General features: G+C 70.1%; 21 protein-coding genes. 10 read left to right on the forward strand and 11 right to left on the reverse strand.

What is annotated here, in order from left to right; genetic code table 11:
* Window positions 1-121: 121 nt before the first annotated feature.
* Both ACPCJR_RS11095 and ACPCJR_RS11100 read right to left on the reverse strand, forming a co-directional pair.
* Window positions 122-1,330 (reverse strand): aminotransferase class V-fold PLP-dependent enzyme, encoded by a 1,209-nt coding sequence (locus tag ACPCJR_RS11095; RefSeq protein ID WP_391512249.1) that lies wholly within the window; start codon window positions 1,328-1,330, stop codon window positions 122-124.
* Between the two features lie 305 nt (window positions 1,331-1,635).
* Window positions 1,636-1,839 carry a hypothetical protein gene (locus ACPCJR_RS11100; protein WP_391512248.1) on the reverse strand — a complete coding sequence of 68 codons (204 nt, stop codon included), beginning with the start codon at window positions 1,837-1,839 and terminating at the stop codon, window positions 1,636-1,638.
* A 136-nt stretch (window positions 1,840-1,975) separates the two neighbouring features.
* Here ACPCJR_RS11100 and ACPCJR_RS11105 point away from each other — a divergent pair, with 136 nt between their 5' ends.
* The 3 genes from ACPCJR_RS11105 to ACPCJR_RS11115 all read left to right on the forward strand — a co-directional run bounded on the left by ACPCJR_RS11105 (window position 1,976) and on the right by ACPCJR_RS11115 (window position 4,660).
* Window positions 1,976-2,788 (forward strand): UDP-2,3-diacylglucosamine diphosphatase, encoded by an 813-nt coding sequence (locus ACPCJR_RS11105; RefSeq protein ID WP_391512247.1) that lies wholly within the window; start codon window positions 1,976-1,978, stop codon window positions 2,786-2,788.
* A 61-nt stretch (window positions 2,789-2,849) separates the two neighbouring features.
* The gene (locus ACPCJR_RS11110; protein ID WP_391512246.1) at window positions 2,850-3,926 is read left to right on the forward strand and encodes a glycosyltransferase family 4 protein; all 1,077 of its coding nucleotides are present in this window, start codon (window positions 2,850-2,852) and stop codon (window positions 3,924-3,926) included.
* 83 nt (window positions 3,927-4,009) lie between these two features.
* Window positions 4,010-4,660: a ribonuclease HII gene (locus ACPCJR_RS11115; RefSeq protein ID WP_391512245.1), complete on the forward strand. Its 651-nt coding sequence runs from the start codon at window positions 4,010-4,012 to the stop codon at window positions 4,658-4,660.
* 4 nt (window positions 4,661-4,664) lie between these two features.
* Here ACPCJR_RS11115 and ACPCJR_RS11120 read toward each other — a convergent pair whose 3' ends face one another.
* The gene (locus ACPCJR_RS11120) at window positions 4,665-5,780 is read right to left on the reverse strand and encodes a PA0069 family radical SAM protein (protein WP_391512244.1); all 1,116 of its coding nucleotides are present in this window, start codon (window positions 5,778-5,780) and stop codon (window positions 4,665-4,667) included.
* 166 nt (window positions 5,781-5,946) lie between these two features.
* Between ACPCJR_RS11120 and ACPCJR_RS11125 the strand changes: the two genes are divergently transcribed.
* A complete protein-coding gene (locus ACPCJR_RS11125) occupies window positions 5,947-6,468 on the forward strand; it encodes a hypothetical protein (protein ID WP_391512243.1) in 522 nt (173 codons plus the stop codon).
* Window positions 6,469-6,503: 35 nt separating this feature from the next.
* On the opposite strand, the gene ACPCJR_RS11130 is transcribed toward ACPCJR_RS11125, so the two are convergent.
* The 7 genes from ACPCJR_RS11130 to ACPCJR_RS11160 all read right to left on the reverse strand — a co-directional run bounded on the left by ACPCJR_RS11130 (window position 6,504) and on the right by ACPCJR_RS11160 (window position 11,232).
* Window positions 6,504-6,692 carry a hypothetical protein gene (locus tag ACPCJR_RS11130; protein ID WP_391512242.1) on the reverse strand — a complete coding sequence of 63 codons (189 nt, stop codon included), beginning with the start codon at window positions 6,690-6,692 and terminating at the stop codon, window positions 6,504-6,506.
* A 164-nt stretch (window positions 6,693-6,856) separates the two neighbouring features.
* Window positions 6,857-7,024, reverse strand: coding sequence for a 50S ribosomal protein L33 (gene rpmG, locus ACPCJR_RS11135; protein WP_003602581.1), 168 nt, complete (start codon window positions 7,022-7,024; stop codon window positions 6,857-6,859).
* A gap of 151 nt (window positions 7,025-7,175) precedes the next feature.
* Window positions 7,176-8,000, reverse strand: coding sequence for a 3-methyl-2-oxobutanoate hydroxymethyltransferase (panB, locus tag ACPCJR_RS11140; RefSeq protein ID WP_391512241.1), 825 nt, complete (start codon window positions 7,998-8,000; stop codon window positions 7,176-7,178).
* Between the two features lie 417 nt (window positions 8,001-8,417).
* Complete coding sequence (locus tag ACPCJR_RS11145) at window positions 8,418-8,810, reverse strand: thioredoxin family protein (RefSeq protein WP_391512240.1); 393 nt, start codon at window positions 8,808-8,810, stop codon at window positions 8,418-8,420.
* A 34-nt stretch (window positions 8,811-8,844) separates the two neighbouring features.
* Window positions 8,845-9,432, reverse strand: coding sequence for a rhodanese-like domain-containing protein (locus tag ACPCJR_RS11150; protein ID WP_391512239.1), 588 nt, complete (start codon window positions 9,430-9,432; stop codon window positions 8,845-8,847).
* 11 nt (window positions 9,433-9,443) lie between these two features.
* A complete protein-coding gene (locus tag ACPCJR_RS11155) occupies window positions 9,444-10,259 on the reverse strand; it encodes a quinoprotein dehydrogenase-associated SoxYZ-like carrier (RefSeq protein ID WP_391512238.1) in 816 nt (271 codons plus the stop codon).
* Window positions 10,260-10,299: 40 nt separating this feature from the next.
* Complete coding sequence (locus tag ACPCJR_RS11160; protein ID WP_391512237.1) at window positions 10,300-11,232, reverse strand: quinoprotein relay system zinc metallohydrolase 2; 933 nt, start codon at window positions 11,230-11,232, stop codon at window positions 10,300-10,302.
* A 184-nt stretch (window positions 11,233-11,416) separates the two neighbouring features.
* Between ACPCJR_RS11160 and ACPCJR_RS11165 the strand changes: the two genes are divergently transcribed.
* The 4 genes from ACPCJR_RS11165 to ACPCJR_RS11180 are packed head-to-tail and all read left to right on the forward strand — an operon-like array spanning window position 11,417 to window position 13,721.
* The gene (locus tag ACPCJR_RS11165) at window positions 11,417-12,022 is read left to right on the forward strand and encodes a TetR/AcrR family transcriptional regulator (protein ID WP_391512236.1); all 606 of its coding nucleotides are present in this window, start codon (window positions 11,417-11,419) and stop codon (window positions 12,020-12,022) included.
* Window positions 12,019-12,315 carry a nucleotidyltransferase family protein gene (locus ACPCJR_RS11170; protein WP_391512235.1) on the forward strand — a complete coding sequence of 99 codons (297 nt, stop codon included), beginning with the start codon at window positions 12,019-12,021 and terminating at the stop codon, window positions 12,313-12,315. The genes ACPCJR_RS11165 and ACPCJR_RS11170 overlap by 4 nt, the downstream gene beginning before the upstream one ends.
* Window positions 12,315-12,689 carry a DUF86 domain-containing protein gene (locus ACPCJR_RS11175; protein ID WP_391512234.1) on the forward strand — a complete coding sequence of 125 codons (375 nt, stop codon included), beginning with the start codon at window positions 12,315-12,317 and terminating at the stop codon, window positions 12,687-12,689. The genes ACPCJR_RS11170 and ACPCJR_RS11175 overlap by 1 nt, the downstream gene beginning before the upstream one ends.
* Window positions 12,690-12,731: 42 nt before the next feature.
* Complete coding sequence (locus ACPCJR_RS11180; protein ID WP_391512233.1) at window positions 12,732-13,721, forward strand: CobW family GTP-binding protein; 990 nt, start codon at window positions 12,732-12,734, stop codon at window positions 13,719-13,721.
* Between the two features lie 232 nt (window positions 13,722-13,953).
* Here ACPCJR_RS11180 and ACPCJR_RS11185 read toward each other — a convergent pair whose 3' ends face one another.
* A complete protein-coding gene (locus ACPCJR_RS11185) occupies window positions 13,954-14,205 on the reverse strand; it encodes a hypothetical protein (RefSeq protein WP_391512232.1) in 252 nt (83 codons plus the stop codon).
* A gap of 511 nt (window positions 14,206-14,716) precedes the next feature.
* Between ACPCJR_RS11185 and ACPCJR_RS11190 the strand changes: the two genes are divergently transcribed.
* Window positions 14,717-16,051, forward strand: a complete 1,335-nt coding sequence (locus tag ACPCJR_RS11190; RefSeq protein WP_391512231.1) for an O-antigen ligase family protein — start codon at window positions 14,717-14,719, stop codon at window positions 16,049-16,051.
* 110 nt (window positions 16,052-16,161) lie between these two features.
* Window positions 16,162-19,476, forward strand: a complete 3,315-nt coding sequence (locus ACPCJR_RS11195; protein ID WP_391512230.1) for a PAS domain-containing protein — start codon at window positions 16,162-16,164, stop codon at window positions 19,474-19,476.
* The last annotated feature ends 41 nt before the right edge of the window (window positions 19,477-19,517 follow it).

Below are 19,517 nucleotides of genomic sequence, written 5' to 3' on the forward strand. Positions count from 1 at the left end.
GTTTCCTCACCTGTCTCGAAGCGTCTCCCGCGAGAAGAGCCGGCAAGCCGGACGCGTCGCGGGGCGCCTTTCTCTATTTAGCGGAAGCGGCGCCGTTGGAACCGGCGCCGCCGCCAAAAAATCAGGCTTTCGCGAGGGGGTTTTCGCGCAGGTAGCTGGAGGCCGCGGCCACGCCCGAACCCGGCGTCACCTTCACGCCGTTGTCGAGGAGCGACATCTCGGCACCGGCGATCGCGCCGAGCAGCGACAGCTCGTTGAGATCACCCACGTGGCCGATGCGGAACACCTTGCCCGCGACCTGGGACAGGCCGGCGCCCAGCGCGAGGTTGTAGCGCACATAGGCGTGCTTGATGATCTTGGCCGCGTCCACACCCTCGGGCGCCAGGATGGCGGTGACGGTGTCGGAGTTCCACTCCGGCGACTTGGCGCAGGTCTTCAGGCCCCAGGCCGCGACCGCCTGACGGGTCGCCTCGCCGAGCACGGCGTGGCGGTGATAGACGTTCTCCAGGCCTTCCTCGAACAGGCAGGCGAGGGCCTCGCGCAGGCCGTAGAGGAGCGGCAGCGGCGGGGTGTAGGGGAAGTAGCCGGCCGGATTCTGCTTCTTGTGGTCTTCCCAGTCGAAGTAGACGCGGGCGAGCCGGTCGTTGCGGCCGGACTGCCCTTCGGCGGCCTTGAGCGCCTTCTGGCTGACGCAGATCACGCCGAGGCCGGCGGGCAGCATCAGGCCCTTCTGGGAGCCGGCGATGGCGCAGTCGACCTTCCACGCGTCGGCGTAGAACGGCAGCGAGCCGATCGAGGACACGCCGTCGACGAACAGCATGGCCGGGTGGCCGGCGGCGTCGATCGCCTTGCGCACGGCGCCGATGTTGGAGGTCACGCCGGTCGCGGTCTCGTTATGGACCACCATGACGGCCTTGATCTGATGATCCTTGTCGGCGCGCAGGGCCTCCTCGATCTTCTCGGGCTTGGCGCCGGTGCCCCACTCCTCCTCCTGGACGATCACGTCCAGGCCGAGGCGCTGGGCCATGTCGATCCAGAGGTGACTGAACTGGCCGTAGCGCGAGGTCAGCACCTTGTCGCCGCGGGCGAGCGTGTTGGTCAGCGCCGATTCCCAGATGCCCGTGCCGGAGGCCGGGAACAGGAAGATCGTGCCCTCGGTCGAGCCGAACACCTTCTTAGTGTCCTCGAACAGGGGCTTGGTCAGCGACGGGAAGTCGACCGAGCGGTGATCCTCGGACTGCACCATCATGGCGCGCATCACCCGATCCGGGATGTTGGTCGGGCCGGGAACGAACAGGTGGTTGCGTCCCGGACGTCTCGTTGCCGCCATGACAATTTCCTCCACTTAAAAGCCTTGGGCGTCCGGGCCTTCGTGGCCGCGTTCCCGCCCGATCCTGAAGGCGGGCTTGGCGCCCGCCGCGAAACGTCCTCAAGCCCCGGCGCCGGACGCGAAAAGGCCTCCCGCCGTCCGGGACCGTACCACTGCGATGTCGGATCGTTGACCATGCCGGAGCGGCGAAGCGGCCGTCGCGCCGCTCGCGTCGCGGCGCGTGCAGACACGCCGGTCGCCTCCAGAGGATCGAACCCTCGATGCGTCAGCTTCGCGCCGCATTCAAGCGCGCTCCCGCTGATTGTTCAGCGCTCCCATTCGTCGCGGCCCTTTTCGCGCCGCCGTCGGGCGCTGCCGAGCAGCAGACGACACGCGCGGCACAAGACCTTGGCCGCCGTTATGCCTGCCCCGCCAGGGAATGGAAAACGGAAAAAACTGAACTGAAAAACAAAAAGATTTTCATATGCATGGCTCGCGGGCAGGCCCTGCGGCGGCAGGTTTTCGGGCACGCCCCACCGGAACGCGCGTGCCGGCACGGCGCCGGGAGGCCGGCAGGATGGTTCCTGCCCCCGTCATCAAACTGAGATCGGAATGCGATTTGGCTCTCCCCCGTCGCGATGCGGTTGCAGGGAGCCGGAGGCGCAAGTGACACAAGATCCGGAGTCGACCATCCGCGTTCGGACGCTCTTCCTGTCCGATCTCCATCTCGGCACCAAGGGCTGTCAGGCCGCCCTGCTGCTCGACTTCCTGCGCGACGTCGATGCCGACACGATCTACCTCGTCGGCGACATCGTCGACGGCTGGCAGCTCCGCTCCGGCTGGTACTGGCCGCAGGCCCACAACGACGTGGTGCAGAAGCTGCTGCGCAAGGTGCGCAAAGGCGCCCACGTCGTCTACGTGCCCGGCAACCACGACGAGTTCCTGCGCGACTACATCGGCATGACCTTCGGCGGCGTCGAGGTCGCCGACAGCCGCATCCACGTCGCGGCCGACGGCAAGCGCTACCTCGTCATCCACGGCGATCAGTTCGACATGGTGGTGCGCCATTCCAAGTGGCTCGCGCATCTGGGCGACTGGGCCTACACCACGGCACTCTCCGTCAACACCGTCGTCAACCGCGTGCGCCGCCGCCTCGGGCTGGCCTATTGGTCGCTCTCGGCCTGGGCGAAGCTCAAGGTGAAGAACGCGGTCAACTTCATCGGCCAGTTCGAGACCTTCCTCGCCACGGAAGCCCGGCGCCAGGGAGCGGACGGGGTGATCTGCGGCCACATCCACCACGCGGCCCACCGCGACATCGACGGCCTGACCTACCTCAACACCGGCGACTGGGTGGAATCCTGCACCGGCATCGTCGAGCATTACGACGGCCGCATGGAGGTGCTGCACTACCCCGCCATGCTGCGCGAGCGCCGCGCCGCGGAGAGCTTCGAGCCCGACATCCGCCGCGCCGTCGCCTGACGAAATCCCCTCGCATGCGCCAAGCCACGGACTTTCCCACGGACCATCCCACGGACCATCCATGAGGCTGCTGCTCGCCACCGATGCGTGGCATCCGCAGGTCAACGGCGTCGTGCGCTCCATCGAGCGCATGGTGGAGGCCGGCGCCGGCCTGGGCGTCGAGCCGCTGATGCTGACGCCGGCCGATTTCGCTTCCCTGCCGATGCCGGGCTACCGGGAGATCCGGCTCTCGCTCGTCACCCGCGCCCGCGTGCTGGCGCGCTGGGACCGGCTGGCGCCGACCCACGTGCATATCGCCACGGAGGGACCGATCGGGCACGCGGTGCGCGCCGCCTGCCTCTCCCTCGGCCAAGCCTTCACCACGAGCTACCACACCCGCTTCCCCGAATACCTCGCCGCCCGCGCGCCGGTGCCGGAGGCCTGGAGCTATGCCTGGCTGCGCCGCTTCCACGCGGCGGCCAGCGGCACCATGGTCAGCACCCCCTCGCTGGAGCGGGAACTCACGGGGCGCGGCTTTCCCCGCCTGATGCGCTGGACGCGGGGCGTCGACACCGAACTCTTCCGCCCTCGTGAAGGCGACGCCCTGGCAAGCGCCCTGGCGGACCTGCCGCGCCCGATCTTCCTCTCGGTGGGGCGGCTCGCGGTGGAGAAGAACCTCGCCGCCTTCCTCGCGCTCGACCTGCCCGGCTCCAAGGTCGTGGTCGGCGACGGGCCGGACCGGGCCCGGCTCCAGGCGCTGGCGCCCGAGGCGCACTTCCTCGGCGCGCGCACCGGCGAGGCGCTGGCGCGCGTCTACGCGAGCGCGGATGCCTTCGTCTTCCCGAGCCTCACCGACACCTTCGGCATCGTGCTCCTCGAAGCCCTCGCCTCGGGCCTGCCGGTGGCCGCCTTCCCCGTCACCGGCCCCCTCGACGTGATCGGCGGCACCGGAGCGGGCGCCCTCGACACGGACCTGCGCGCCGCCGCCCTGGCCGCCCTCGCCGTCCCGCGGGAGCGCTGCCGGGCGGAGGCCCTGCGCTACACCTGGGCCGAGAGCGCGCGCCAGTTCTACGACAACATCGCCCAGGCCCACGCGCTGGGGCCGATGCACCGGACGGCCGGGCGGCCGAGCGGCGCGCCGCTGCCCCGCCCGGGCTGATTTTTCCCTAAGGCACCCTTGTCCGCGGGCTTTTCCCCCGTTCCGGGATGACCGGCGGCCGTGGGAATGCGAGGGTCCGCGCCATGGCCCTTCCAGCGAAACCCGCCAAGACGCTGCGTCCCTTCGATCCCGCCCGCGCCGCGACCTACCCGGCGGTGATCGGCTGCGACGAAGTCGGTCGCGGGGCCCTGTGCGGGCCGGTGATGGTGGCGGCGGTGTGGTTCGATCCCCTCGCCTTCCCGCCGGAACTCCTGGCCCGGCTCGACGACAGCAAGCGCCTGGACCGCCCGACGCGCGAAGCGCTGACACCGCTGATCCGGGCCCATGCCCGGGTGGCGCTCGCGGCGGGCTCCCGGGCGCTGGTGGACCGGATGAACGTACGCGGCGCGACCCTGGACGCCATGCGCCGGGCCGTGATGGCTCTGCGGCTCGAGACGGACGTGCTCGTGGACGGGCGCGACCCGATCCCCGGCCTTGCCCAGCCGTGCCGCGCGGTGATCGGCGGGGACCGCCTCGTGCCGCAGATCGCCGCCGCCTCCATCGTCGCCAAGACCCTGCGCGACGACGTCATGCGCCGCCTCGCCCGGCGCCATCCGGCCTATGCCTGGGAGCGCAATGCCGGCTACGGCACGGCCGCCCACCTCGCGGGCCTCTCGGCGCTGGGGCGCAGCCCGCACCACCGGGTGAGTTTTACCGGACGCTTCGGGGTGCTCGGCGGCGCTCCGACCGCCTGAGGTTTCAGAACAGCGCGAGCTGATCCCCCACCCGTGGCGGCACACGGAAAAGCTCCGCCGTCTGGCGAACCGGCTCCTCCGAAAAGCCGAGCCGCCGCTTGGCCAGGGCGAAGCGGCGGCGGATCAGGTCGGCGTAGGGTCCCTGCCCGATCATGCGGGTGCCGAAGCTGGCGTCGTAGGTCTTGCCGCCGCGGGCCCCGCTCAGCAGGGAGAAGACGTGCTCCTTGCGCCCCGGATAATGCTCTGAGAACCAGTCGCCGACGAGGTCGTCGAGTTCGTGGGGCAGGCGCAGCAGCACGTAGTTCGCCTCGCGCGCACCCGCCGCCCGCGACGCCTCCAGGATCGCCTCGATCTCGTGGTCGTTGAGCGAGGGGATGACGGGCGCGGCGATCACCATCACCGGCACGCCCGCCTCGCTCAAGCTGCGGATCGCCTCCAGGCGCCGGTGCGGATGGGGCGCGCGGGGTTCCATGCGCCGGGCGAGATCCGGATCGAGGGTGGTGACCGAGATCGCCACCTTCACGAGGTTCAGCGCCGCCATCTCCGCAAGGAGGTCGCGGTCGCGCAGGATCAGGTTCGACTTCGTGACGATGCCGACGGGATGGCGGAAGCGGGCCAGCACCTCCAGCACGGCGCGGGTGATGCGGTGGCCGCGCTCGATCGGCTGATAGGGATCTGTCGCGGTGCCGAGCGCGATGGTGCGGGGCCGGTAGCCCGGGGCCGACAATTCCCGCTCCAGAAGCGCCGCCGCCTCAGGCTTGGAGAACAGGCGCGTCTCGAAATCGAGTCCCGGCGAGAGGCCGACATAGCCGTGGTTCGGCCGGGCGAAGCAGTAGATGCAGCCGTGCTCGCAGCCGCGATAGGGATTGATCGAGCGGTCGAAGGGAATGTCCGGCGAGGCGTTGCGGGTGATGATGTGGCGTGCCTGCTCAGGGATCACCTCGGTGCGTAGCCTCGGCTCCGCCTCCTCGGGCCAGCCGTCGTCGAAGCGCTCGCGCCGGGTCGCCTCGAAGCGTCCCTCGGGATTGACGGTCGCCCCGCGCCCGCGCCGCGCCTCGAGCGCGACCCGCCGGCCACGCGGCGGACCGCCTGCCCTGTCCGCACCGAACTCCGCCGTCATGCCGCTCCCCGTTTGCTCCCCATCATAAGAACAAATAGCGAACATAGGAAGGGGGAATGCACAAGTTTCATGCAGATGCGGGCTTCACCCGCGATCCGGTGCCGGAAGCGGCTCAAGCTGCGCAACGAAAGCTTTGCGAAGACGCAAAATCGGTTATTCGCCCCGCATGATCACCGGTCTGATCCACGTGGCACGCCCGTCCGACCCGGCCGCGGTCGAATGCCTCGCCGACACGCTGAGCGCGCTCGTCGCGGGCGTGGCGGCAGGGCTCGTGGGCGATGCCGTGATCGTGACGGGAGCCCCCTGCTCCGCCCTGGAAACCATGGCCGAGGGCAGTGGCGCCACGCTGGTGCTGCGCCCGCCCGGCGCCGACCCGTGGAGCACGGGAGCGAAGGCGGCGCGGCGCGAGTGGCTGCTGTGCCTGGAGCCCGGCGACATCCCGGCGGAGGGCTGGATCCGCGCCCTCGACCGCTTCGTCGGCACCGCCCGGCCCGACATGGCGCTCGGCCGGATGCGACGCGCGCACGCCGCGCTCCCGGTTCGGATCGCCGCACGGGGCGAGAGCGTCATCGGCGCCGCGCGGCCGCGGGCGGGCGACGTGGTGCGCCGGGACCGCCTGCTGATCGGACTGCCCTTCTCGCCCCGCCTCAAAGTGCGGACGCTCTCGACCCGGATCGAGCGCGCCTGACGCGCGCGGGCGACCGCGGCCGAATCGGGGTCGAATCAGGGCCGACCGGTCTGGAACCATGCGGGGGCGGCCCGCATCAGCCCCATGAGGATGGCGGCGGCCAGGGCGGCCCCGAGGCTCATCTCGATCGCGTGCGCGTAGCCGGCCCGTTCCAGGACCGTGGCGGCGGAGGCGATCGTCAGGCCGATGCCGGCGGGAACAAGTTGGGGGGCGGAGGCGTTCATACCTCTACCCCTACACGATCCTGCTTGCGCGAAGGTAACCTCGGCGCATCGGCGCGCCGACAAAATCGCGCGAGGCACGCGGCGGCGCCGTGCCCCGGAACGCGAAAGGCCGCCCCGTTTGCCGGGGCGGCCTTTCGCGTCTTCGAAGCGAGGGAAGCGAGAGCTTACTTGATCTTGGCTTCCTTGAACTCGACGTGCTTGCGGGCGACCGGGTCATACTTCTTCATGACCATCTTCTCGGTCTGCGTGCGCGAGTTCTTCTTGGTGACGTAGAAGTAGCCCGTGTCGGCGGTCGAGACGAGGCGGATCTTGACGGTTACGGCCTTGGCCATGGCGGCGCTCCTGTAGCGGGTTCGGGGCGGTTCGCTTGGGTGGCGGCGCCAGCGCGGGCGAAACGCAAAAGGCCGGGAAGCCCCGGCCGAATTCCGGCGCGGTCAATGCCCGATGGGGGCGGTTTCGTCAAGCCGCGGGGCGCGGACGGCGTCAGCGCGGTGGGTAGGTGTGCTCCTCGGCCGGGAAGCGGCCGGCCCGGACCTCGTCGGCGTAGGCGCGCACGGCCTCCTCGATCTGCGTGCGCAGGGAGCCGAAGCTCTTCACGAATTTCGGCGCCCGGTCGCTGAGGCCCAGCATGTCCTCCAGCACGAGGATCTGCCCGTCGCAGGCCGCGGTCGCGCCGATGCCGATGGTCGCCGCCCGGATCGCCGGATCGGTGGCGATGGCCCGCGCCACCGGCTCGACCATGCCCTCGAAGACGATGGCGAAGGCGCCCGCATCGCTGATCGCCCGGGCGTCGGCTCGCAGCCGCGCCTCGTCGCCGGCCCCGTGCCCCTGCACCTTGAAGCCGCCCATGGTGTTCACGGATTGAGGAGTCAGCCCGATATGGCCCATCACCGGTACGCCGCGCTCGGTCAGGAAGGCGACCGTGTCGGCGAAGCGCGCGCCGCCCTCCAGCTTGACCGCGCCCGCCCCCGTCTCCTTGAGCACGCGGGCGGCGTTGAGGAAGGCCTGCTCGCGGCTCGCCTCGTAGGAGCCGAACGGCATGTCGACGACGACGAGGGCGCGATGGGTGCCGCGCATTACCGCCTGGGCCTGGAGGATCATCATCTCCAGCGTCACCGGCAGAGTCGATTCCATGCCGTGCATGACCATGCCGAGCGAGTCGCCGACCAGCACGAAGTCGCAATAGGCATCGACGATGCCGGCCGTATGGGCGTGGTAGGCAGTCAGCGCGATGATCTTGCGCCCCTCCGCCTTGCGCTTGATCAGATCCACCGCCTGCAGACGGCGCGTTTGAACGACCTGCGACATGGGGTGCGACCCGAAAAGGCTGGCGTTGCCTGGAGCCCGGCTCCGGCCGGGCGCATCGTGCGGAGAGGCCTCTATAAGCCCGTTCACGCCGTCCCGCAGGAGGCATGTGGGCTCGATCCGTTGGATCGTGGAGAGGTGTAACCCGGAGGGGCCTGGCCTGCTCCTGCGGTGACGCTCCGCGCTCCTCACGCCACGGCCGCCGGAGAGCGGCGGCCGGGATCGTCGGCGCTGTGCGATCGGAACGTCCCGCCTGCCCTTTTCGGGCGTTTCCTCCCTAGACTTCGAACCGCCTCCGGGTCCGCCGTTTTTCCGCCACATCCGGAACTCTGTCAATGGCTCAGCCTCGACCGGAGGCACTTGAGATTGCAGGAATTTCGAAGAGCTGGCAGGGGTCGGGCAAATTATGGCAAAATCGCGTCAGAGGGTCTTTTCGAGAAGCTGCTCGATCCACTCGGGCTGCGTCTCGCCGACGGAGCGGCCGACCTCGGACCGGCCCTTGTAGGCGATCAGGGTGCTCTGCATCTGCGCGCCGAACCGGCGCACGAGATCCCGCTCTGCGTCGAAGTCGATCGTGAAGACGGCCAGATCCTTGAAGCGCGGCTCGGCGGAAAGCGTCGCGAGGATCGGCTTCTGCGCCCGGCAGATCGGGCACCAGGGCGCCGAGATCTGCACGAGGATCGGCCGCCCCGCCGCCTGCGCCGCCTCGAAGGCCGCCGCGTCGTAGGCGACCGGGCCGGCGGCCTGCCCGGGAGCGGGCCAGGCGCCGGCCAGGAGCGCGATCGCGAGAAGGGCCTGTCGGCGGGTCGTCATCGGCTCGTCCTCGCGGCATCGGTCACAGAGAGCCTCAGCGCTGCGCCGCGCGCCCGGCGGTCGCGGCGACCCAGGCGGGATCGGGCTTGGCCACCGCGGTGTCGTGATCGTCCTGCCAGCCCTCGACACCGAGGGGAAACCAGTGAACGCGGGTATAGCCCGCCGCGATCAGCCGCTTGCCCGCGTTCCAGCTGCCCCAGCATTCCGGCCGGCAGAAGGTCACGACCGGCTTGGACGTGTCGCCGCCGGTCAGCTCGGCGACGCGGCGGAGGAAGGCCTCCCCCTGGTCCGGCGGGAGCGGGGCGCCCCCGGCGCCCGGCATCCAGACGGCGCCGGGGATGGAGCGGTGCGTCGGCAGCCAGGGCCGGTCGTCCGGCAGCCCCGCGGGACGGCGGTCGGCGAGCACCACGTCGATGAGGACCGGCTTTTCGGGCAGAAGCCGTTCGAGGCCCTTCAGGTCGATGACGGTCGCGCCCTTCAGGGTTGCCGGCGTGTAGCCCCGGGGCGGCCCGGTATAGAGCCCGTCCGGCTCCGGCACGTTGACCGGGGAATCGGCCGGGCCGGCCGCGCCGAGCAGCAGGCTCAGCGCGGCGAGCGCCGCGGTTCTGGCGATGAGGCGCATCCGCACGAGGCTCAGTTGCTCGCCGAGGGAAGCGGGAAGGTCTGCTCCCAGCGTCCGCCCTGGTTGTCGGAGGCCGCCACCTTCACCGGCCCCTTGCCGTCCGGCTTGATCGCGAAGTTGATGACCGGGTTCGAGGCGATCGAGATGTCGCCAGCGAGCTGGAACACGAGCTGGTCGCCGTGGCTCACGGCAAGCTTCTCGATGTAGCGGGCCGGCGTGTAGTCGCGGGTGACCTGATTCATCTGCATTCCCGAGAAGTTCGGGTGGCGCACCATCAGCGTGGCCTCGACCGGCTTGGCCGATTGCGGCTCGCCCGAGAACTTCATGCGCATCTCGCCCATGCCCTTCATGGCCTCCTCGTCGCTCATGCCCATCGGGGCCGAGCAGCCGCCCGAGGCCTTGACGAACTTGGCCGATTCGAGGAGCCGGCCGTCCTTGGTCTCCACCACCGCATGGACGTTGGTGTAGTTGTTCACCCGCACCCGCAGCCGGATCTCGCCGGGATCGGCGGCCGGGCCGAAGGTGAAGTGCGCCGCGTAGGGCGACGGGTTGTCGTCGATGATGAAGTAGAGGCCTTTCACGTTGTCCTTGTCGGCCAGCGTCAGGCCGATCGGCACCAGCGCGGCATCGAGCGCGCGGGCGGGCGCGTCGATGGTCACGGCGCTCTCGCGCGCCTCGACCTGCCGGTCGCCGAAGATGGTCTTCTTGATCTCGCTCCAGCGCGCGGCGCGCTCCTCGTCGGTATCGGTGGCGCCGGCCATCACGTGCGTCGGCGCGAGCGCCGCGGCCGAGAGGGTGAGGCTGAGGGCGAGCATCAGGCGTTTCATGGTCGGTCTCCTTCCCGGAAGTCCCCGAAGCGTACGGCCGTCATTCCCATTCGAGCTCTTGATAGGCCTGGGTGACGTTGCGGCCGTTGTAAGTGTCGAACAGGGCCCACCTGTCCCGCTCCCCCTGCGCCACCGTGCGCACCGCGCTCTCGATGGGCACGCTGTCGGCCACGGCCTTGCGGGTCTCGTCGCGCAGCGCGGAGAGGTAACGCGCGAGGTCGGCAAAAGCGGGTGCGGCATCGACCAGGGTCGGACCGTGGCCGGGCACGGCCTTGGCCGCGCCCATTCCCTTGAGCCGCTCGATCTCTCCGAGCCAGCCGCGCAGGCTGCCGTCGAGGGAGGGGATGCGGCCGACGAAGAGCAGGTCGGCGGGAAACAGCAGGCCGCTGCCGGTGTCGAGCATGGAGAGGTCGCAGGAGGTGTGCGCGGTGCCGTGGGCGGTGAGCCGCAGGATGCGCCCGCCGAGGTCGATCTCCGCCCCGTCCTTCACCTCCATGGTCGGGGTGACCACCTCCCCGGCCTTGTCCTCTCCGAGGATCTCGGCGAGGCGCTGGCGGTAGAACGCGCCGCGGGCGTCGAGCGCACCGCGCAAGGCGGCGTGGCCGACGAAGGTCGGGTTGTCGCCCCGGAAGGCGGCGGCGCCGAACACGTGGTCGGGATGGACGTGGGTGAGCATGACGAAGCGGATCGGCTTATCCGTGCGCCGGGCGATCTCGGCGCGCAGCCACTGCCCATCCGCGAGACTGCCGCCCGATTCGGTGACGAGCACCCCGTCGCGCCCGACGATGAAGCCGATATTGGCGATCCCGTCGGCATTCTCCGGCGTCGCCTCCGCGTCCGGCCCCCGCCGGATGAAGATGCCCGGTGCGACCTCGTCCATCGACAGGGTCTCCGCCGCCAGCCCGAGCCGCGGCAGGCAGCACAGGCAGAAGCCGCCGAACAGCGCCGCGCGGCGCGTGGCGCCGCCGCTCACCGCCGGCCTCCCGCGCCCGTCGATCCGAGGCACATCCGTGCCGCCATCTCCCGTTTCCTCCCGGCTTTTGCCGTTATATTGCAAACCATCTAGTAGGTAGATTTTTGGCCCGTCAAGTGCCAGGGTCGCGCAAACCATGGATCGGTCGCGGTCACGTGATCGGCCCCGGACGAACGGGCAGACGATGAGAGACACGCGCGCGTCACTTCTCAGCGAGGCAGAGATCCTGGTGCGCGGCCGGGGCTATTCCGGCTTCAGCTACGCCGACCTCGCCGAAGCCGTGGGCATCCGCAAGGCGAGCATCCACCACCATTTCCGCACCAAGGATGACCTCGCCCGCGCCCTGATCGAGGCCTACGACGCCCGCTACGACGCGGCGCTCGACGACATCTCGGGCCAGACCGCCGACGGGGTGGCCCGGATCGAGGCTTATGGCCGGCTCTATCTCGGCGGCGTCGAGCGGGGACTCGGCTGCCTCTGCGCGGCGCTCGCCGTCGAGCTGGAGACGCTGCCCGAGGCCTTGCGCCGCGCCATCACCGCCTTCTTCGACAAGCACATCGCCTGGCTCGCCGGCGTGCTCGAAGAGGGACAGATCAGCGGCAGCGTCCGCGCCGGTCTCGATCCGCAGGCCCATGCCCGTCTGATCGTCGCGGCCCTGGAAGGGGCCCTGCTGCTGGAGCGGTTCCTGGCGGGATCGGAAGGCTTCGAGCGGACGCTGAGGGCGCTGAGCGAGGGGCTGCGCCCAACGGCCGAACCTGATACCCTGCGGAACGAGGAGTCGCGGCCTTGAACAGAGCGGATGCCATCCGCCGCCTTAGGGACAGCGCCGACGCCGTGCGCACCATGGGGGCGACCTCGCTCTACTTGTTCGGCTCGACGGCACGGGGCGAGGCACGCACCGACAGCGATCTCGACCTCTTCATCGATTACGATCCCGGCACGCGCTTCAACGCCTTCGACCTCGTCGGCATCAAGCTGCTGCTCGAAGACCGCCTCGGGACCGCGATCGATATCACCACCCGCGACGGCCTCCACCCGCGATTGCGCGATGGAATCGAGGCCTCGGCGCTCCGCGTGTTCTGATGGCCCGGCGCGACTATCGGCACGCTCTGGACGACATGCTGGCCGCCCTCGACGGGATCGCCCAGGCCACGGCGGGACAGGACTTCGATGCCTTTTGCCGGAACTGGCTCCTCAAGCACGGCGTCGAGCGGGGGATCGAGATCATCTCGGGGGCGAGCCGCGCCGTGCCGGATGCTGTCAAGTCGCTGCGGCCCGAGATACCCTGGCATCGGGTGCGCGCCATCGGGAACATCCTGCGGCACGAGTATCACGGTCTGTCCGAGCGCATTCTCTGGAACGTCGTCGTCGACGAGCTGCCGCGCCTGCGCATCGCCGTCGAAGCGCTTCGAGCGCAAGCCGACGACCTTCCATCCGACCCGGATGATACAATATGACAGCCTGACATTCCGTCATCGCGCAATCTGCCTAGGCCTTTCATGTCCGACGCCTCTCCCCTCGCCGTCGCCTCCCAGAAGATCCCGGTGACCGTGCTCACCGGCTATCTCGGGGCGGGCAAGACGACGCTGCTCAACCGCATCCTCACCGAGCAGCACGGCAAGCGCTACGCCGTGATCGTCAACGAGTTCGGCGAGATCGGCATCGACAACGACCTCGTGGTCGGCGCCGACGAGGAAGTGTTCGAGATGAACAACGGCTGCGTCTGCTGCACCGTGCGCGGCGACCTGATCCGCATCATGGACGGGCTGGTGAAGCGCCGCGGCAAGTTCGATGCGATCATCGTCGAGACCACGGGGCTCGCCGATCCGGCCCCCGTCGCCCAGACCTTCTTCGTGGATCAGGATGTCGGCGACGCCGCCCGGCTCGACGCGGTGGTGACGGTGGCCGACGCCAAGTGGCTCACCGACCGGCTCGCCGACGCGCCCGAGGCCAAGAACCAGATCGCCTTCGCCGACGTGATCCTGCTCAACAAGGCCGACCTCGTCTCGGGCGAAGATCTCGACCGGGTCGAGGCTCAGATCCGGGCGATCAATCCCTGGGCCAAGGTCCACCGCACCGAGCGCTGCGCGATCCCGCTCGATCAGGTGCTCGACCGCAACGCCTTCGACCTCTCGCGCATCCTCGACGTGGAGCCCGACTTCCTGGAGGAGGGCCACCACCATCATCACGACGAGCAGATGCAGTCCGTCTCGGCCAAGCTCGACGGTCCGGTCGACCCGGAAAAGTTCATGCCCTGGATCTCCAACCTGACGCAGGTTCAGGGGCCGGACATCCTGCGCTGCAAGGGTATCGTCGCCTTTCCCGACGAGCCGAAGCGCTTCGTCTTCCAGGGCGTGCACATGATCCTCGACGGCGACGTTCAGGGCGAATGGGGCGCCGACGAGCCGCGCGTCTCCCGCGTGGTCTTCATCGGACGCAACCTCGACCCGGACGCCATCCGCGAAGGCTTTTTCGCCTGCAAGGCGTGAGGCGAGACCATCCGGCGACAGCAAAAAGGGCCGCCCGAACGGGCGGCCCTTACCTCTTGATCCGCGGACCGGATGGCGGCCGGGACCGAAGTCCCGATCCCGCTCTCAGAAATCCAGCAACACCCCGGCCGAGCCGATGGCGGCAGCGGCGAGACCGAGCGCGAACACGCCGATCATCGCGTAGGAAATCACCTTCAGCATCAGCGCTCCTCACGCTCCCGCATCGGGCGCCTTAACAGCGGCTGCCGCCGGAGGTCTGGCCGTACTGCTGAACCGGGAAGTTCTGCTGGTTGGCGTTGCCTTCCGCGGCCGAATTCATCGGGCAGCCGCGATAGATCGGGGCGCCCGGACCGGCGAGCGAACCGGTCCACTCGGCGGCGTACGGCGCCGGATGGACATGGGCATTGCTGAAGGCCATGACGGAGGAAACCGGGGCGACACCCAGAACAAGAGCGGCGACGGCGGCGGAAATACGGTTCTTCAAAGTCTTCTCCGATCCAATTGTTCGGACATCCCGGCGATCCGGCTGCCCTTTCGTCTTCGATAGACTTGATATGGTGCGCCGTCGCCCGCAGCGCCGTGTCGTTGCGCACGCAGCATCGTGGAACGATTCGGACGGCGCTCCGAAAGCTCCATGAAGAGCCGGCGCCACCCCGGAATGCAGGCGCGAGACTGCTCTTGAAGAGCGCTTTCCGATGCGGACTCGGACTGTATTCACGAAGCCGTGACCAAGTCTTTACATCACGCGGGAAGCCTTCACTGCGTCCGATCGCTTGCGCCGGTCGAGGCACGGGGGGCGAAAGGCCTCCGGCGACGGCCGCCGCCCGCGGCGCGCCGAGACGAAAGTCCGATCGCGGGTCGAGCCGCTCGTTGGTTAAAAGGCAACCTTTCGGTGCTTCGATGGCGCGGTCGAGGGATCGCGATCCCGGTGGCGCCGCCTCCAGCGGTTCCGGCGGGTGGCGTGTGCGACTCCCCGCGAGAGTTCGAGTGTGCCGATGCCCTCAACGACAGCCGCCTTCCCGGGCGTGCCGGCCGCCGCGGCGCCGTCGCGCTGGCGCGAGGGCGCCTGGAGCGGCGTCCCCGTCATCCGCGTCGTCCACGGGCTGGCCGGCGCGCTGCACGCGGCCTTCATCTTCTTCGCCTGCTTCGCCTTCTCGGACACCTCGCCCTACGACATCGTCGCGATCCCGACGATCCTGCTCTGGCTCGCGCTGGGCATCCGGCTGCACCGGGGGGCGATGCCGCTGGTCTTCCTGCTGCTGATCTATCTCGGCGCGATCGTCGTCGCGCTGGTGCCCTATCTCGACGAGCCGCTGCCGGTGACCTGGACGGTGCAGCTCATCTACCTCGTCGTGACCGGCATCTTCTTCGCCATGCTCTACGCCGACGACACGCACGCACGTCTCGAGGTGGCGCTCAAGGCCTACACGGCGAGCTGCGTGCTCTCCGCCTTCCTCGGCATCGTCGGCTACCTGCAGCTCCTGGGCATCGAGGACCTGTTCTACCGCTACGGCCGCGCCTCGGGCACGTTCCAGGACCCGAACGTGTTCGGCTCCTTCCTCACCCTCGGCGCGCTCTACCTCATGCACGGCCTCCTCTCCGGCTCCAGCCGGAGGCCGTTCCTGGCCCTGACGAGCCTCGTCGTCATCATGGCGGGCATCTTCCTGTCCTTCTCCCGCGGCTCCTGGGGCGGGACCGTCGTGGCGGTCGCCGTGATGGTCGGGGCGCTCTACACGACGAGCGGTTCGGGCCGCCTGCGGCGGCGGATCGTGACCATCGGCCTCGTCACCGCCGGGCTCGGCCTCGCGGCGCTCGCGGGCCTGCTCTCCATCGACAGCGTCGCCGAGACCTTCCAGACCCGCGCCGCCGTCACGCAGGACTACGACGAGGGCGAGACCGGGCGCTTCGGCAACCAGATCCGCGGCATGGGCCTGCTGCTGGAGCAGCCGCTCGGCATGGGGCCGCTGCAATGGCGCCTGATCTTCCGGCTGGAGCCGCACAATTCCTATATCGGCAGCTTCGCCAACGGCGGCTGGCTGGCCGGCGCCACCTTCATCGCCCTGGTCGCGGCGACGGGCTTCGTCGGCTTCCGGCTGATGGCGCGGCCCTCGCCCTACCGGGCTCACGCGCAGATCGTCTTCCCGGCGCTGCTGATGTTCTTCCTGCAGGCGATGCAGATCGACGTGGAGAAGTGGCGCCACGTCTACATGATGCTGGGCATGGTCTGGGCGCTGGAGGCCGCGCGCCTGCGCTGGCCCGGCTCCGCCGAGGCCCGGCTGGCACGGCCGTCGCACGGCGGACCGGGACGGCCGGAGCGGGGCAGGCTATGATGCGGCGTGGCGGTCGGGCGGACGTGCCTGGAAGCCTCGACTGGGCCGCGGGTCCGGCCGAGCACGCGGTCGCGAACATGACCGGCAACCCGCCTGGAGCGGTGAGCACCGTGAGCACCGGATCGGTGAGCGAGGCCGAACGCCTCGAAGCCCTGCACGACCTGCGCATCCTGGACACCGATCCGGAGGCGCATTTCGATGCCCTGTGCCGCACGGCGCAGCGCCTGTTCGGGGTGGCGACGGCCTACGTCTCCCTGGTCGATGCCGAGCGGCAATGGCTGAAGGCCTGTTCCGGCGGCATGCCCGCGCAGACGCCGCGGGACGGCTCCTTCTGCCATCTCACCATCACCCAGGACGCGGTGCTCGTCGTGCCCGACGCCCGCCGGGACCCGCGCTTCTCGACCCTCCCGATCGTGACGGGACCGCCGCACGTCGCCTTCTACGCGGGCGCTCCCCTGATCCTGCGGCCAGGCCTGCGGCTCGGCTCCCTCTGCCTCGTCGATCCGCGCCCGCGCGCGTTCTCGGCGGCCGACGCGGCGGCCCTGCGCGACCTCGCCGAGGTCGCCGTCGCGCAACTGCGCCTCCACCGCGACAACCTCGCCTTCGCCACCGAGCGGGCGCTGCGGCAGATCCACGAGAGCACGATCCGCGCGCAGGGCGCCGAGATCGAGCGCCGGGCGGCGGACAACTCGCTCCTCACCATGGCCGAGCAGATCGCCCAGGTCGGCCACTGGCGCATGAACTTCTCGGACGGCCGTCCGATCTATTCCGAGAGCTTCCTGCGCATCGCAGGCCTCGACCCGGCCGCGCCCCATCCCACCTTCACGCAGCTCTGCCATCCCGGGGATCGCGAGCGGATCGAGGCGATCAGCGCCGCGGCGATCGCCGGCGGCGGCGATTTCGAGTTCGAGGCGAGGGTCGTGCGTCCCGACGGCTCGGTGCGCGACATCATGGTGCGCGGCACCTGCAACAAGGACAGGGCCGGCCGCACGATCGGCCTGTTCGGCATCCTCATGGATGTCACCGACCGGCTGCGGATCCAGGCGGAGATCCGCCGCGGCGAGCAGCGCTACCGCAGCCTCGCGGATTCCCTGCCGCTTCTCGTCTGGACCCTCGATCCGGGCAGCGGCGAGGCGACCTACGCCAATGCGCGCTTCGAGGAGTATTACGGCCCGATCGGCCCGTCGCGGGCCCAGCGGCTCGGCCGCAACCATCCCGACGACGCGCCGGCCATGGAGGCGGCCTGGCAAGCGGCCCGCGCCAACGGGCGGGGCTATGACGGTCAGTGGCGCCTGCGCGCCCGGGACGGCTCCTACCGCTGGCACAAGCTGTCGCTCACGCCGGTCCGCAGCGCCGCCGATCCGAACGAGGTGACGGAGTGGATCGGGACCGCGCTCGACATCGACGAGATCGTCTCCGCCCGGCTCGCCATGGAGGACACGAGCCGCCTGCTCGGCATCGCCCTCGAAGGCGCGGAGGCCGGCACCTTCGACTGGAACCTGCGCACCGGCATCACCCTGCTCTCGCCGGAAAGCGCCCGGCTCTACGGCCTGCCCGAGACGCGCGAGCCCGTCGGCCTGTCGCCGACGGAATGGACGGCGGCCGTCCACCCGGACGATGTCGTCGAGACCTGGAACCGGATTCATCAAGCCATCGACTCCCGGACCCGCTTCACGGCGGAGTACCGGGTGGGTGCGCGCTGGATCTACGCCTGCGGCCGCACCCTCTACGGCCGCGACGGCCGGCCCTACCGGATGATCGGGCTGCATCTCGACATCACCGAGCGCAAGGCGGCCGAGGCGGCCCTGCGCGCCGTGACCGCGGAGGCGCAGGCCGCCACGGCGGAGGCCGAGCGGGCGAGCGCGGCCAAGAGCGAGTTCCTCGCCGCCATGAGCCACGAGATCCGCACGCCCCTCAACGGCATCCTCGGCTACGCCGACCTCCTGCTGGAGCGCCCCCACCGCGATCCGGAGGAACGCCGCCGGCTGGAGCTGATCCGCGTCTCGGGCGAGACCCTGCTCACCGTGGTCAACGACGTCCTCGACGTCTCGAAGATCGAGGCGGGCCAGTTCGAACTCGATCCGCTTCCCTTCGCCCTGGGCAAGCTGATCGACGACACCGTGGCGATCATGCGCGGCAGCGCCCTCAAGAGCGCGCTGACCATCGAGGCGCGGATCGACCCGCACCTGCCCGAGACGGTGGTCGGGGACGCCACCCGGCTGCGACAGGTGTTGTTCAACCTGCTCAACAACGCGGTGAAGTTCACGCCCGCCGGCTCCGTCACCCTCACCGTCCGCTGCGAGGGCAGCCGCCCGCTCCCCTCGGGCGAGACCGCGGAGGCCCTGCGCTTCGAGGTCGCCGATACCGGCATCGGCATCGCGCCCTCGCATCGGGACCGGCTGTTCAAGCGCTTCAGCCAGGTCGACGGCTCGATCAGCCGGCGCTTCGGCGGCTCCGGGCTCGGCCTCGCGATCTGCCGTCACCTCGTCACGATGATGGGGGGCGAGATCGGCGTCGAGAGCGAGGAAGGCGTCGGCTCGACCTTCTGGTTCACCCTGGCCCTGCCCCGGGCCGTCTCCGCTCCCGCCGCCGGGGCCGCCCCCGTCCCGGCAGCGCGGGAGGCCGGCGCGGGACCGGGCGGTGCGCGCATCCTCCTCGTCGAGGACGTGCCGATCAACCAGACCCTCGCCCGGGCCGTCCTGGAGGCCCAGGGCTACCGGGTCGACGTGGCCGGGGACGGGGCCGGGGCGCTGGCGGCCATCGCCGCGGTCTACGGGAGCGGCGGCCCGATCCCCGATCCCTACGCCGTGGTGCTGATGGACGTGCAGATGCCGGGCATGGACGGGCTCACCGCCACGCGCCGGATCCGCGCCCTCGAAGGCCCGGCCGCCCGCCTGCCGATCGTGGCCATGACCGCCAACGTGCTGGACGGGCAGGTGCAGGACCTGCTGGAGGCCGGCATGGACGACCATGTCGGCAAGCCGTTCAAGCGCGCGCATCTCTGCGCCACGATCGAGCGCTGGCGCACACTGGGCGACGCGCGGGCCTTCGAGGCCGCGTCTGCGGTTGCGCCGCGCGCCGCGGCGCGGGTGATCGACCGGGCGACCTTCACCGCGGTAGAGGACATGATGGGCCGCGAGCACGTCCAGACGCTGCTCTCGCTGCTCGAATCGGATCTCGAGCTGCGCTTCGATTCCGAGGAGGCCGGTTCGGCGGAAGGGGCGCTCGACCGAGAGCAGATCGCCTACGACGCCCATGCCGTGGTCGCCGCCGCCGGAGCGCTCGGCTTCGTCGGCCTGTCCGACCTGTGCCGGGAGATCGAAGCCGCCTGCCGGGAAGGCGCGGCCCTCTCGCCGCTGATCGGGCGGCTTCGCCTGCTCCGCTCGGAGACGCTGGACACCATCCGGGCCCTGCGGGCGGCGTGAGAGCCGATCGAGAACCGGGCAAGTCTCGAGATCGGGCTTGA

Origin of the sequence: Methylobacterium sp. NPDC097929 (genome assembly GCF_049543375.1) — a bacterium.
Lineage (GTDB): Bacteria > Pseudomonadota > Alphaproteobacteria > Rhizobiales > Beijerinckiaceae > Methylobacterium.